Here is a 13,335-nt window from a genome sequence, read left to right as displayed (position 1 = left end):
CGGATGCCGGGGGTCAGTCCAGCAGCAGCGCCGGCTCCTCCAGGATCGATGCGACATCGGCGATGAAGCGACTCATCCCGTCGCCGTCGATCACGCGGTGGTCGAACGAGCCCGAGACCGTGGTGACGAAGCGGGGACGCACCTCGCCGTCGACGACCCACGGCTTCTGGCGGATCGTGCCCATCGCGACGATGCCCGACTCGCCCGGGTTGATGATCGGGGTGCCGGCATCCATCCCGAAGACGCCGATGTTCGTGATCGTGATCGTGCCGCCCTGCTGGTCGGCCGGGGTGGTCTTTCCCTCTCGGGCCGTCAGCGTCAGCTTCTCGAGGGCCTTGGCGAGCTCACGGAGGTTGAGGTCCTGGGCGTCCTTGATGTTCGGCACGAGCAGGCCCCGCGGCGTCGCGGCGGCGATGCCGAGGTTGACGTAGTTGCGCACCCGGATCTCGGCCGAGCCGTCTTCCTTGTCGATCCACGCGGCGCCGATCAGCGGCGTGCGTCGCACCGCCCAGATCACCGCGCGCGCCATGATCAGCAGCGGCGAGACCTTGATGTCGGCGAAGTCGGGCGAGGCCTTCAGACGCTTGACGAGCTCCATCGTGCGGGTCGCGTCGACGTCGGTCCACACCGACACGTGCGGCGCGGTGTAGGCGGAGCGCACCATGCCGGATGCCGTGGCCTTGCGCACGCCCTTGACCGGAATCGCCTCTTCACGCTCGCCGACCGGCGGGGCGGGCACGGGCGAGGCCGAGACCGAGATGGTCTGCTCCCGCTCGGCGGGGGCGGCGGGCGTCGCGATGTTGCGGAAGACGCTGGCCTGCTCGGCGTGGCGCACGACGTCGTCGCGGGTGACCTCGCCGGCGGGCCCCGTGGGGGTCACTTCGGCGAGCGTGACGCCCAGATCGCGCGCGAGCTTTCGCACCGGCGGCTTGGCGACGACCCCGACGGACGCCCGCACGGTCTCACCGCGCTCGGCGGGGCGCTTGCGGCGCGAGGTCGCTCCGGCGCCCGTGCCGTAGCCGACCAGCACGGCGCCGCCGTCGTCGGATGCCGCGGCCGCCTCGGGCTGCGCGGGTGCCGGGGTCTCGGCATCCGCCGCGGCGCCGCCGATCGTGATGATGGGGGCCCCGACCGTCACGGTCTCACCCTCGGGGGCGAGGAGCTCGCCGACGGTGCCGGAGAAGGGCGAGGGCAGCTCGACCAGCGACTTGGCCGTCTCGATCTCGACGAGCACGTCGTTGACCTCGACGGTGTCGCCGGGCGCGACGCGCCACTGGACGATCTCGGCCTCGGTGAGGCCTTCACCGACGTCCGGCAGGTGGAAGATCTGCTCGCTCATGTCGTTCTCCTTCAGGGCCTGAGTCCGCGAGACACGTGATGCGCACCGAGACACGGGGCTACGACTCGTGTCTCGGTGCGGGGCTGGTGTCTCGCGGTCATGGGCGGGGCGGGGCGGGGCGGGTCAGTAGGCCAGCGCGCGGTCGACGGCCTCGAGGATGCGGTCGGCATCGGGGAGGTAGGTGCCCTCGAGCTTGGCGGGTGGGAACGGCACGTCGAAGCCCGACACGCGCAGCACCGGCGCCTCCAGGGCGAAGAACGCCCGTTCCATGACGGTCGCGGCCACCTCGGAACCCACCGACGTGAAGCCGGGCGCCTCCTGCGCGTAGACCATGCGGCCCGTGCGGCGCACCGAGTCGAGAATGGGACCGTAGTCGATCGGCGAGAGCGAGCGCAGGTCGATCACCTCGCACGAGGTGCCCTCGCTCTCGGCGAGCGCGGCCGCCTGCAGCAGCGTCGTGACCATCGCGCCGTGGCCGACGAGCGTGACGTCGGTGCCGCGGCGCACGAGGCGCGACGCGTGCAGCGGCAGGGGGCGCTCGGCGGTGTCGACGTCGCCCTTCATCCAGTACTTGGCCTTGGGCTCGAGGAAGATCACCGGGTCGGGCGAGCGGACGGCATCCTGGATCATCCAGTACGCGTCGTTCGCCGTCGACGGAGAGACGACGCGCAGGCCCGCGGTGTGCGTGAAGTAGGCCTCCGGGCTCTCCTGGTGGTGCTCGACGGCTCCGATGTGGCCGCCGTACGGGATGCGGATGACGACCGGCATCTGCAGCGCGCCCTCGTGCCGGTTGGTGAGCTTGGCGAGCTGCGTCGTGATCTGGTCGAAGGCGGGGAAGACGAAGCCGTCGAACTGGATCTCGATGATCGGACGGAACCCGGCCATCGCCAGACCGATCGCGGTGCCGACGATGCCCGACTCGGCGAGGGGGGTGTCGAGCACCCGCTGCTCGCCGAACTCGGCCTGCAGGCCTTCCGTCACGCGGAACACGCCGCCGAGGCGACCGATGTCCTCGCCCATGAGCAGGACGTGGTCGTCGGCGGCCATCGCGGCGCGAAGACCCGCGTTGAGCGCCTTCGCGAGGGGCATGGACTCCACCATCAGACTCCTCCCTCCAGCGACGCCTCGTAATCGGCGAGCCAGCGACGCTGCTCCACCATCAACGGGTGGTCCTCGCTGTAGACGTGCGCGAACATCGACTCGGGCTCGATCGTGCCGAGCGCGTTGGTGCGTACGCGCACATCGTCCGCATAGGCCTGCGCCGCGGCATCCACCTCGTCGAAGAAGGATGCCGCCGCCCCCCGCGCCTCGAGGTAAGCACGCATGCGGGCGATCGGATCGCGCCGCGCCCACGACTGCTCCTCGTCGGACGTGCGGTACTTGGTGGGGTCGTCGCTCGTCGTATGCGCGCCCATGCGGTAGGTCATCGCCTCGATCGCGCGGGGTCCCTCGCCGGCGCGCGCCTCGTCGAGCGCGAGCTTGGAGACCGCGTAGCTGGCCAGCACGTCGTTGCCGTCGACGAGGGTCGACGGCATGCCGTATCCGGCGCCGCGGCGGTAGAGAGGCGCTCGCGACTGCGTGGCGACCGGCACCGAGATCGCCCAGTGGTTGTTCTGCAGGAAGAACACCTGGGGCGTCCGGTAGGTGTTGGCGAACACCATCGCCTCGTGCACGTCGCCCTGGCTGGATGCGCCGTCGCCGTAGTAGACCACGACGGCCTCGTCGCGGTTCGCATCGCCCGTGGCGCATCTCTTGTCGAAGACGAGCCCCATACCGAAGCCGGTCGCGTGCAGCGTCTGCGATCCGAGGACGAGCGTGTAGATGCGCACGTTGCCGTTCTTCGGGTCGGTCGGGTCCCACCCGCCGTGCGTGAGACCGCGCATCACGCGGATGATGTCGATCGGGTCCACGCCGCGGGCGGTGGCCACGACGTGCTCGCGATAGGACGGGAACAGGTGATCCTGCGGCCGGGCGGCACGCACCGATCCGACCTGGGCGGCCTCCTGCCCGAGCGACGGCGGCCACAGGGCGAGCTGGCCCTGCCGCTGCAGGTTGGTGGCCTGCCGATCGAAGGCGCGCACGACCACCATGTCGCGGTAGAACGTCTCGAGCTCGGCGTCGGAGAGCGCGTCGATGAGCGGCAGGTAGCGCTCGGCTTCGGGTGTGGGGGCGAACGTCCCGTCCGCCGCCAGAACGCGCACGAGGGCCGGGTCGTCAGGCGGGGTCATGTTCCCACGCTAACGCCCCGCGCATGCGTCCGACTGCATGGGATCGACAACGGGAATCGCGATCCGCCGTGTGCCGAGCACAACGGGCAGGAACTAACGGCGCGCTGCGACGGATGCCGCCACTCGCACGATCGGCTCGATCGCCTCGTGCTCGCCGATGGAGATGCGCACCCCGTCACCGGCGAAGGGGCGCACGATCAGGCCGGCCTCCTCGAACGCCGCCGCGACCTCGAGGGCTCGCGGGCCGGCCGGCAGCCAGACGAAGTTGCCCTGCGCCTCGGGAACGTCCCACCCCGCCGCGCGAAGCCGTGCGGCCAGGTCGTCGCGGTGCGCGGCGAGGGTGCGCACGCGCTCGAGCAGCTCCTCCTCGGCATCCAAGCTGGCCAGGGCCGCTTCCTCGGCGGCGGCCGTCACCGACAGGGGGATGCCGGTGCTGCGCGCGGCCGCCAGGATGCGCGGGTCGCCGACGGCGTAGCCGACGCGCAGGCCGGCGAGACCGTAGGCCTTCGAGAAGGTCCGCAGCACGACGACGTTCGCGTGTCCGGCGGCGATGACGTCGGCGCCGGACACGGCACCCGGATCGGTGACGAACTCGGCGTACGCCTCATCGAGGATGACGAGGACGTCATTCGGGACGCGGGCGAGGAACGCATCGAAGCCCGCCTGGGTCACCACCGGACCCGTCGGATTGTTCGGGCTGCAGACGATGATCATGCGGGTGCGCTCGGTGACGGCGTCGGCCATCGCGTCGAGGTCGTGACCGCCCGCCGGATCGTTCGGGACGGTGACGGCCGTCGCGCCGGCCACCGTCGCCAGGCTCGGGTAGGCCTCGAACGAACGCCAGGAGAAGAGGATCTCATCGCCCGGTCCGCTCGTGGCCTGGGCAAGCTGGAAGAGGATCGACACCGACCCGGCCGCGATGTGCACCGCGTCGTCACCGACGCCGAAGCGCTCCGCGAGGCGGGCCCGCAGACGCGGCGACGAGGCATCGGGATAGCGGTTGACGGCGATGGCCGCCTGCACCGCGGCCACGACGCTCGGCAGCGGCGCGAAGGGGTTCTCGTTGCTGGACAGCTTGAACGCCTCGGCGCCGGCCTGCTTGCCCTGCTTGTAGGCGGGAAGGGCGGCGATCTCGGGGCGGATGCGCACGGGCAGATCGGTCACGCGTCGAGTCTACGAGGGGCGATGCGAGGCCGGCGTAGACCTTTCGAGCGCGGCATCCGCGTGGAAGACTGTGAGCACCATGCGCTTCATCGTCCGCGTCGTCGTCAACGCCTTCGCCATCTGGGTCGTGACCCTCATCCCCGCCCTCCGGGTCGGGGTGACGCCGTTCGCGCCCGGTGAGACCCTGCAGCTCGTGCTGACCCTGCTCGCCGTCGCCGCGATCTTCGCGCTGGTCAACACGATCATCGGCACCGTGATCAAGATCGTCGCGATCCCGCTGTACATCCTGACGCTCGGGCTCATCTCGTTCGTCATCAACGGACTGCTGCTGTGGATCACGGCATGGGTCACGAGTTCATGGGGCTGGGGCCTGACCGTCGAGAGCTTCTGGCTCGGCGTCGTTGCCGCGATTCTCATCTCGCTGATCAACTGGGTGTTCGGCATTCTGCTGCGCCCCCAGGAGAAGAAGCGCCGCAGCTGACGGTCGCGCCTCCTCGTCAGAGCCCTCCTCCTCCCGAGCGCCGGCGTCGATCCGCCGAGCGGTTCGGTTCGCGGTGGGCGCCGTAGACCGTCGAGGTGACGACGACCGCGCTCGCCAACGGCGCGAGCCGCTCGCGGAGCACCGCGATGCGCGGATCGGCCGAGGCATCGACCATCGCCGCCGTCTCGCGGTAGGCGTCGAGCTGGTGCACCGAGAAGGTCGCGTCGCTCCAGCGCGGCATGGGGTCGACCTCGCGTTCGACGACGACGCTGTCGGCGGAGCCCGACACCCCGGGGATGCCGCCCGCCGCCAAGGCCGCGACCGGATCGTCGGTGTGGCGGACGGCGACGGAGAGCACATCGTCGATCTGGTCGGCCTGGACGGGGCTGCCGAAACTGACCTCGGTCACGACGTCGAAGCGGCCGTCCCGCGCCAGGTGCGCCGCGATCATGCCGCCCTGCGAGTGGCTGAACAGATGCACGCGGCTTCCCGCGACCGCCCCGGCCGCCGCCAGTGCGCGCTCCACCGCGACGTACGACGACGACTGCTCGCCGAAGTAGAGCTGGAGGTTGGAGGTCATGTCCCACGGCTCGTCCGGCGCGAACGCCGCGCGGGTGCCCGCGATATACGCCACGAACTCCCGCTCGCCCGACGCATAGCGGTACTCCTCCACGCGCACCCGTGCATCGTCCAGGCCGTCCGCTCCCGGCATCCGGTCGATGGCGTCGACCAGTCCGCGCGGCGCGGCCGCGGCGCCGGTCGCGACATGCACGCTGATCTCCTCGACGGATGCCGTTTCGGCCCCGGGCCGCAGCGGGGGCGCCGCGGCGGGCACCGTCCCCCGATCGGCGCGGCGGACGGCGGCCGTCAGCAGCGTCAGGGCGGGTCCGAGCGGCGCGTAGACACCGAGCAGGAGGGCGCTGGCCCGCATCTGATCCTCGATGTCGCGGTGACGGCCGTCGATCCACTCGGCCGCGAGCCGCCTCGCCGCCGCCGCCACATCCGCCTCGGCCTGCATCCGCGCGGCGGCGAGCCGCATCGCGTCGACGTCGCGGGGGCCGTGGAGCGCGTGAAGCGCCTCCGTCTCGGCGAGGTCGTACGCCTCGGCGAGCACCTCGAGCGTGCGCGACAGCTCGGTCACGATCGACTGCGCCCGCCGCGCCGGCCCGGCGGGATCGGCGACCCAGAGCCCGGCCGCCAGCGATGCGGCGCCGGCGGCCGCGAGGGCGTCTGCGGCCTCGTCGAGATGCGCGGCGATCAGACCGAGGGCGCCGGAGAGCTCTCGCAGGGCGTCGGTGTCGACCGCGATGAGCCCGCCGGAGCGGATGTCGACGTCATCGCTCATCCGTCCGCCTCGATCAGTGCCCGTTCGGCCGCGTGAGCCAGGTCACGATCCCACTCGTCGATCTCGTCGATCGCCATCGCGCTCAGCCGTGCGCTGGCGTCGAGACGTTCCCGGACCGGCTCTGCCGCCGCTGTCTCCCATTGCGCGTCGACCCCCAGCCCGAGTATCCGCAGATTCGCCGCCGCGAGGAGGTCGCGCGCGTGACGCAGGCCGGCTCGGGCATCGGCGATGTCGGCGAGTCGGTCCACGCGACGATCGTCGCCCCGGGCGACGCAGCCCCGGGCGGTGGTCCCGGCATCCGTGGACCGTCTCGGCGCGCAGCCGCGTGGGGAGGAGGTCTTTCGTGCGGCCGGCGACCTGCACCACAATGGGGAGGTGACTGCCGACGCCGCACCGTTTCGCGTCGTGTTCGTCTGCACCGGCAATATCTGCCGCTCCCCCATGGCCGAGATCGTCTTCCGCGAGATCGCCGAACGCGCCGGCCTCGGCGCACGCGTGGTGTCGACCAGCTCGGGGACGGGCGACTGGCACGTGGGCGAACGCGCCGACAGCCGTACCCTCGAGGCGCTCGCGCGGCGCGGCTACGACGGCGCGCGCCACCGCGCGCGCCAGTTCACCCTCGACGACTTCGAACGCAACGACCTCGTGGTCGCCCTCGACCGTTCGCACGAGCGCATCCTCGCCAGCTGGGCGCGCACGACGACGGATGCCGACAAGCTCGCGCTCCTGCTCTCGTTCGACCCCGAGGCCCACGGCAACCTCGACGTTCCCGACCCGTACTACGCCGGCCCGGAGATGTTCGACGACGTGCTCGGTATGATCGAGAGCGCGAGTCGGGCGCTCTTCCGGCAGCTCGAACCGGCCATCCGTCCGTTGTGAGCGTGTCGTCGTGCGCATCGGCCGCGCGTCGACAGACACCGTGATCGGAGCCCACGTCGTGAACACCGCGAACACCGCGAACACCCTCGCCCCCCAGCCCCTCAGCCCCCTCGACGGCCGTTACCGCGGCGCCGTCGCCGACCTGTCGGCGTACCTGTCCGAGGCGGGGCTCAACCGCGCGCGGGTCGAGGTCGAGGTCGAGTGGATCATCACGCTCACCGACCGCGGCCTCTTCGGGTCGACGGCGCTGACCGGCGAGCAGAAGGACGCCCTGCGCGAGCTCTACCGGGCGTTCGGCTCGACGGAGATCGAGTGGCTCGCCTCCACCGAGTCGGTGACCCGTCACGACGTGAAGGCCGTCGAGTACCTCGTGCGCGACCGCCTGCAGACGCTGGGCCTGGACGCCGTCGCCGAGCTCACCCACTTCGCGTGCACCAGCGAGGACATCAACTCGGCCTCGTACGCGCTGACGGTCAAGCGCGCCGTCGAGAGCGTCTGGCTGCCGAAGCTGCGCGCCGTGATCGACGCCCTGTCGGCGCTCGCACACCAGCACCGGGATGCCGCGATGCTCTCGCGCACCCACGGCCAGCCCGCCACTCCGTCGACGATGGGCAAGGAGCTCGCCGTCTTCGCCTGGCGGCTCGAGCGCGTGGCCGCCCAGATCGCCGACGGCGAGTACCTGGCGAAGTTCTCCGGCGCCACCGGCACGTGGTCGGCCCATCTGGCCGCCGCGCCCGACGTCGACTGGCCCGAGCTCTCCCGCGCGTTCATCGAGGGCCTCGGCATCGACTTCAACGTGCTGACGACGCAGATCGAGTCGCACGACTGGCAGGTGGAGCTGTACGACCGCGTGCGGCACGCCGGCGGCATCCTGCACAACCTCGCGACCGACATCTGGACCTACATCGCGATGGGTTTCTTCGCCCAGATCCCGGTCGCCGGCGCCACCGGCTCGTCGACCATGCCGCACAAGATCAACCCGATCCGCTTCGAGAACGCCGAGGCGAACCTCGAGATCTCGGGAGGTCTGTTCACGACCCTCGCCTCGACCCTGGTCACGAGCCGCATGCAGCGCGACCTCACCGACTCCACGACGCAGCGCAACATCGGCGTCGCGTTCGGCCACTCGCTGCTCGCTCTCGACAACCTGCAGCGCGGGCTCACCGAGATCTCACTGTCGCGCGACGTGCTGCTGGCCGACCTCGACGCCAACTGGGAAGTGCTGGCCGAGGCGATCCAGACCGTGGTGCGCGCGGAGATCGTCGCGGGTCGGTCGCAGATCACCGACCCCTACGCGCTGCTGAAGGAACTCACGCGCGGGCGCCGCGTCGGCGGCGCCGAGCTGGCGGAGTTCGTGCGCGGCCTGGACATCGGCGACGACGCCAAGGAGCGCCTGCTGGCCCTCACCCCGGCCGGCTACACCGGCCTCGCGGACGAGCTCGTCGACCGGGTCTGACCGCGTTCGACGGGCTCAGACGCGCGGCGCGGCGCCGTCGTCCGTCGCGTCGGGCGACGCGACGGCATCCGTGTCGTCCATCAGCACACCGTGGTCGATCTCGCCGCCCATCTTGGCCGGGTCGATCGCGAGCATGCACAGGGCGATGATCACCAGGGTCGCGATGAAGGCGACGCCGGCGACGACCAGCGAGACCACGACGACGTGCACGCGCTCATCGCCGGTGAGGTCCTGGAAGAACCCCATCGAGACGAGAGTGACGAGGCCGGAGAACACGGCGGCGGCGAAGGCGAAGCCCAGCAGCTGCACCGGCTTGAGCAGATCACGACGGGTGGGACGCGGCTCGCTCATGCGGATCCTCCTGAACGGGTGCCGTCCTCGGCAGCGGAGCGTCGCGGCGAGAAGCCGGCGATGCCGAGGAAGACGGCGATGATGGCGGCGTAGCCGCCGAAGAGGCCGACACCGATGGTGATGCCGGTGAGGGTGAAGGAACGCCCGGCCTCGGAGATGAAGTACTCCAGGCTGTATGCGGGGTTCACCAGGAGCAGCCCGATACCGAGGGCGATGGTGAGCGCGCCCGCGAGCACGCCGTCGCGCCCCTCGTCCCTGCGCTCGCTGCGCAGGACGCCGTCCAGTGACGCAGCGCCGCGGCGCAGTCGAACGCCCCCGACGAGCTCGGCGACACCCGCGATGAGCGCCCACGCGATGACGACGACGAAGAACAGGGCCGTCGAACGCAGCCCCGGGATGCCGGTGGCCATCCCCGCGAGCAGAGTCAGCACTCCGAGCAGGATCGGAACGGAACGGCGCTCGCGCGGGAAGGCGAGCCAGGCGCCGATCAGGAGCACGAGCGCGGTGGCGATCGCCCAGCCGCTGAAGACGGCGAGACCGACGGATGCCGAGTGGTCGGGCGAGAAGGTCACCATCACGGCGGCGAGAGCGGCGAGCAGGGCGCGACCGAGCTGCACATGACGCACGTCGAAGGTGCGGGTCGCTCCGGCACCGTGGGTACGGCTGGGAGCGGGGGCGTCGTCGGACACGTCGGACTCATCGGATCGGGGACGGTGGAACCCCACCAGTCTAGGTCGTCGCCCGCGCCGATCCGGCGCCGACCTTCGCCGGATGCCGGCGGTGCGCGCTCAGCCCACCGAGCGGGCGACGAGCTCCCGCAGCGTCTTTTCCACGGCCGGTGTCACGGCGACGACGGCGAAGGACGTCGCCCACATGTCACCGTCATCCAGCAGCGCATCCTCCTGAAAGCCCACCGTGCCGTATCGGGTGTCGAACTTCGACGCCGGCTGGTAGAAGACGACGACCTTCCCGTCGCGGGCATAGGACGGGAAGCCGTACCACGTCTTCGGCGCGAGCTGGGGCGCTTCCTCGGTGACGACCCGGTGCAGCAGCGTGGCCACCTCGCGGTCGGTGCCGGACAAGGCATCGATCGCCGCGATGCACGCCTCGAACTCCGCAGCGAGCTTGGCGGCGCCCTTCAGCCCCTTCGTGGATCGCAGCTCTTCGGCGCGCTGCGCCATCGCCGCACGCTCATCGGCGCTGAAGCCGCTCTTGGTGTCACTCATGGGTGTCTCCTCTCAGTGGGACTGCTGGATGCGCAGGAGGTTGCCGGCGGGATCGCGCACCGCGGCATCCCGCAGCCCGTAGTCCTGATCGGTCGGGTACTGCACGATGTCGGCGCCCGCCGCCGCCAGGCGGGCGATGTCGCCGTCGAGGTCGTCGGAAGCCAGGTTGACCCCGAAGTAGCTGCCCTTCGCGACGAGCTCTGCGAGCGTCCGCCGTTCGTCGTCGCTGATGTCGCGTCCCACACCGACCGGGTGCAGCACGATCGCGGTGTCGGGCTGGCCGGCGGGGCCGACCGTGATCCACCGCAGGTGCTCGTAGCCCACATCCAGGCGCACCTCGAATCCCAGCACGTCGCGGTAGAACGCGAGCGACGCCTCGGCGTCGACGTGCGGCAGGAAGGAGGAGTGGATGCTGATGCTCATGGGCCTCACGATAGGCCGGTCTCGCGCGGGAGCGCTTCTCGATTCCTGACCGGTCGGGTCAGCCGACGGGCGATGCAGGGGAGCATGCCGACGCGGAAGGGCGCGCCGCGGGTGCGATAGCGTCCCGGAGACACGCCCACCAGCTCGGTGAAGCGTGTGGTGAAGGTACCCAGAGACGGGCAGCCGACGGCGAGCGCGATGTCGGTGACGGCGAGCTGCGTCGTCCGCAGGAGGGTCATGGCGCGTTCGACACGACGCGTCATCAGGTACGAGTAGGGCGTTTCACCGTAGGCCCGCCGGAACTGTCGCGACAGGTGACCCGGCGAGACGTGCACGGCCCGCGCAAGGGTGGGCAGGTCGAGGGGCTGGGCGAAATCGCGGTCCATCATGTCGCGCACGCGTCGCATCCGCACGAGCGTGTCGAGCTCGACCCCGGCGCTCACCGCGCGGCCCGTCCCGATCCGGCGCGCAGCTTCTCGGCATCCGCACGGATCGCCTCGACGGCGCGCAGCACCTCGAGGCTGCGCTGCTGGTCGGCCGACGCGTCGGCGCCTGCGCGGACGAGCTGCGCGAAGCGCGCCACCTCGAAGCCCATGTTGTTGTCGGGCCCGTCGATCTCGATCTCCTCGTGGACACCGGAGAAGAGGTCGAGCGTAATCCGGCGCGGCGCCGTGATCTCGTCGATCTCGATCGTGCCGAGCTCGCCCTGGATCTCGTTCGGCCGACGCGAGGCGCCGATCTTGGAGAAGCCGATCTGCACGACGAAGCCGTCATAGGCGAGCACGGCCGCACCCGCTCCGTCGGCACCGGTCGCGATCGTCGCCGTCGCGCCGACCACCGCGCGCGGCGGGCCGAACAGCTCGATGGCGGCGCTGAGCGGATAGACGCCCAGATCGAACAGGGCTCCGCCCGCCAGAGCCGGGTCGAAGATGTTCGGCGTCTCGCCGGCCAGCACGAGGTCGTAGCGTGCCGAGCGCTGGCTCTGCCCGAACGACACGAGCCGCACCGTTCCCACCTGTGGCAGCAGGGTACGGAGGCGGGCCATGCCCGGGTCGTAGGCGTTGCGCATGCCCTCGAACACGACGACGCCTCGCGAGCGGGCGGCCTCCACCAGGCGCGCGAACTCGTCGGCCGTCGGCGTCGCCGGCTTCTCGAGGAACACGTGCACGCCCGCCGCGATGGCCGCTTCGGCCTGCGCGGCGTGGGCACCGTTCGGCGAACCGACGTACACGGCATCCACCTCGCCGGAGGCCAGCAGCGCCTCGAGATCGGTGCTGACGCCGTCGACGCCGAGTCGGTCGGCGAACGCGCGTCCGCGTGCTGCGTCGCGGGAGAAGACCACGTCGATGCGGATGCCGGGCGTCTGCGCGACGGCATCCGCGAACTTCTCAGTGATGGTGCTGGTGCCGATCGTGGCGAGTCTGATCACGCCCCCAGAATAGGCGCGGCGCCTGCCCCGAGGAATGGATGGTGTCCGCCGACGGTTGGAACTCAGCATGAAGGCACTCGTCTATTCGGATTTCGGCGGCAACGACCGCTTCGAGCTCACCGACCGTGAGGAGCCCCACGTCGGCCCCGACACCCTGGTGGTGAGGGTCGTCGCGGCCGGGATCAACCCCGTCGACTACAAGATCCGCGAGGGCTACCTGCGCGGCCTCATTGACACCCGCCTTCCGGTCGTGCCCGGCTGGGACGTCGCCGGCATCGTCGAGAAGACGGGTCTGGACACCCCCGAGTTCGCCGTCGGTGACGCGGTGCTCGCCTACGCCCGCGCCGACATCGTCGAGAACGGCTCGGTCGCCGAGTTCATGCCGGTGCCGGTGCGCACCGCGACTCCGAAGCCCGAAGGTCTGTCGTTCGAGGATGCCGCCGCGCTGCCGCTGGCCGGGCTGACGGCGCTGCAGACGCTGGAGCGCGCCGGTGTCGGCGCGGGTCAGACCGTGCTGATCCACGGCGCCGCCGGTGGGGTGGGCTCGTTCGGCGTGCAACTCGCACGCCGGCTCGGGGCTCGTGTCGTCGGCACGGCGTCGGAGCGCAACCACGCGTACCTCCGCGATCTGGGCGCCGAGCCCGTCGTCTACGGCGAGGGCCTCGTCCCCGCTGCCCGCGAGATCGCCCCCGAGGGGTTCGATGTCATCATCGACTTCGTCGGCGGCTCGACGCTCGACTCGACGCCCGATCTGCTCGCCGACGGCGGCGTCGTCGCCTCGATCGCCGATGCCCGCGCACGCACCGAGTTCGGCGGCCACTACGTGTGGGTGCGCCCGAACGCGTCGCAGCTGGGCGAGCTGGCTGAACTGGTCGCGTCGGGTGAGCTGCGCGTCGAGATCGCCGCGACCTATCCGCTCGACGAGGCCGCCGCCGCGTACGCCGCTCTCGAAGAGGGCCACACTCGCGGCAAGATCGTCGTCACCGTCTGATCGCCCCCGCCCCGCGGCGGCGG

Annotated in this window: 16 protein-coding genes; 4 read left to right on the top strand and 12 right to left on the bottom strand. The window is 71.1% G+C overall.

What is annotated here, in order from left to right:
* Window positions 1–13: 13 nt before the first annotated feature.
* The 4 genes from ACT53O_RS12315 to ACT53O_RS12300 all read right to left on the bottom strand — a co-directional run bounded on the left by ACT53O_RS12315 (window position 14) and on the right by ACT53O_RS12300 (window position 4,731).
* Window positions 14–1,339 carry a dihydrolipoamide acetyltransferase family protein gene (locus ACT53O_RS12315; protein ID WP_476152707.1) on the bottom strand — a complete coding sequence of 442 codons (1,326 nt, stop codon included), beginning with the start codon at window positions 1,337–1,339 and terminating at the stop codon, window positions 14–16.
* Between the two features lie 123 nt (window positions 1,340–1,462).
* Window positions 1,463–2,440, bottom strand: a complete 978-nt coding sequence (locus ACT53O_RS12310; protein ID WP_294943901.1) for an alpha-ketoacid dehydrogenase subunit beta — start codon at window positions 2,438–2,440, stop codon at window positions 1,463–1,465.
* Window positions 2,440–3,567: a thiamine pyrophosphate-dependent enzyme gene (locus ACT53O_RS12305; RefSeq protein WP_294943899.1), complete on the bottom strand. Its 1,128-nt coding sequence runs from the start codon at window positions 3,565–3,567 to the stop codon at window positions 2,440–2,442. The genes ACT53O_RS12310 and ACT53O_RS12305 overlap by 1 nt, the downstream gene beginning before the upstream one ends.
* A gap of 93 nt (window positions 3,568–3,660) precedes the next feature.
* Window positions 3,661–4,731: a histidinol-phosphate transaminase gene (locus tag ACT53O_RS12300; protein ID WP_476152704.1), complete on the bottom strand. Its 1,071-nt coding sequence runs from the start codon at window positions 4,729–4,731 to the stop codon at window positions 3,661–3,663.
* Between the two features lie 79 nt (window positions 4,732–4,810).
* Here ACT53O_RS12300 and ACT53O_RS12295 point away from each other — a divergent pair, with 79 nt between their 5' ends.
* Window positions 4,811–5,212: a phage holin family protein gene (locus ACT53O_RS12295; protein WP_005051743.1), complete on the top strand. Its 402-nt coding sequence runs from the start codon at window positions 4,811–4,813 to the stop codon at window positions 5,210–5,212.
* Window positions 5,213–5,228: 16 nt separating this feature from the next.
* On the opposite strand, the gene ACT53O_RS12290 is transcribed toward ACT53O_RS12295, so the two are convergent.
* Entirely contained in the window at window positions 5,229–6,557 is a 1,329-nt protein-coding gene (locus ACT53O_RS12290) for a hypothetical protein (RefSeq protein WP_476152702.1), read from the bottom strand.
* On the bottom strand, window positions 6,554–6,805 hold the full coding sequence (locus tag ACT53O_RS12285) for a hypothetical protein (RefSeq protein ID WP_294943893.1): 252 nt from the start codon (window positions 6,803–6,805) through the stop codon (window positions 6,554–6,556). Before ACT53O_RS12285 ends, ACT53O_RS12290 begins: the two co-directional genes overlap by 4 nt.
* Window positions 6,806–6,932: 127 nt before the next feature.
* Here ACT53O_RS12285 and ACT53O_RS12280 point away from each other — a divergent pair, with 127 nt between their 5' ends.
* The gene (locus ACT53O_RS12280; protein WP_036321343.1) at window positions 6,933–7,436 is read left to right on the top strand and encodes a low molecular weight protein-tyrosine-phosphatase; all 504 of its coding nucleotides are present in this window, start codon (window positions 6,933–6,935) and stop codon (window positions 7,434–7,436) included.
* A 58-nt stretch (window positions 7,437–7,494) separates the two neighbouring features.
* Window positions 7,495–8,892, top strand: a complete 1,398-nt coding sequence (gene purB / locus ACT53O_RS12275; protein ID WP_476153155.1) for an adenylosuccinate lyase — start codon at window positions 7,495–7,497, stop codon at window positions 8,890–8,892.
* A gap of 15 nt (window positions 8,893–8,907) precedes the next feature.
* On the opposite strand, the gene ACT53O_RS12270 is transcribed toward purB, so the two are convergent.
* From ACT53O_RS12270 to ACT53O_RS12245, 6 genes are all read right to left on the bottom strand, one after another.
* Window positions 8,908–9,243, bottom strand: coding sequence for a hypothetical protein (locus ACT53O_RS12270; RefSeq protein WP_036321323.1), 336 nt, complete (start codon window positions 9,241–9,243; stop codon window positions 8,908–8,910).
* Window positions 9,240–9,932, bottom strand: coding sequence for an acyl-CoA synthetase (locus ACT53O_RS12265; RefSeq protein WP_112932932.1), 693 nt, complete (start codon window positions 9,930–9,932; stop codon window positions 9,240–9,242). The genes ACT53O_RS12270 and ACT53O_RS12265 overlap by 4 nt, the downstream gene beginning before the upstream one ends.
* A 99-nt stretch (window positions 9,933–10,031) precedes the next feature.
* A complete protein-coding gene (locus ACT53O_RS12260; RefSeq protein ID WP_039413814.1) occupies window positions 10,032–10,469 on the bottom strand; it encodes a hypothetical protein in 438 nt (145 codons plus the stop codon).
* Between the two features lie 12 nt (window positions 10,470–10,481).
* On the bottom strand, window positions 10,482–10,892 hold the full coding sequence (locus ACT53O_RS12255) for a VOC family protein (protein WP_036321319.1): 411 nt from the start codon (window positions 10,890–10,892) through the stop codon (window positions 10,482–10,484).
* A gap of 5 nt (window positions 10,893–10,897) precedes the next feature.
* A complete protein-coding gene (locus ACT53O_RS12250) occupies window positions 10,898–11,335 on the bottom strand; it encodes a helix-turn-helix transcriptional regulator (protein ID WP_378792723.1) in 438 nt (145 codons plus the stop codon).
* The gene (locus ACT53O_RS12245) at window positions 11,332–12,321 is read right to left on the bottom strand and encodes a Gfo/Idh/MocA family protein (protein WP_476152697.1); all 990 of its coding nucleotides are present in this window, start codon (window positions 12,319–12,321) and stop codon (window positions 11,332–11,334) included. Before ACT53O_RS12245 ends, ACT53O_RS12250 begins: the two co-directional genes overlap by 4 nt.
* A 67-nt stretch (window positions 12,322–12,388) precedes the next feature.
* Here ACT53O_RS12245 and ACT53O_RS12240 point away from each other — a divergent pair, with 67 nt between their 5' ends.
* A complete protein-coding gene (locus ACT53O_RS12240) occupies window positions 12,389–13,312 on the top strand; it encodes an NADP-dependent oxidoreductase (protein WP_036321313.1) in 924 nt (307 codons plus the stop codon).
* Window positions 13,313–13,335: the final 23 nt, after the last annotated feature.

It is taken from the genome of Microbacterium sp. DMC48 (assembly GCF_056313825.1).
This window is presented reverse-complemented; position numbering and strand designations above follow the sequence as displayed.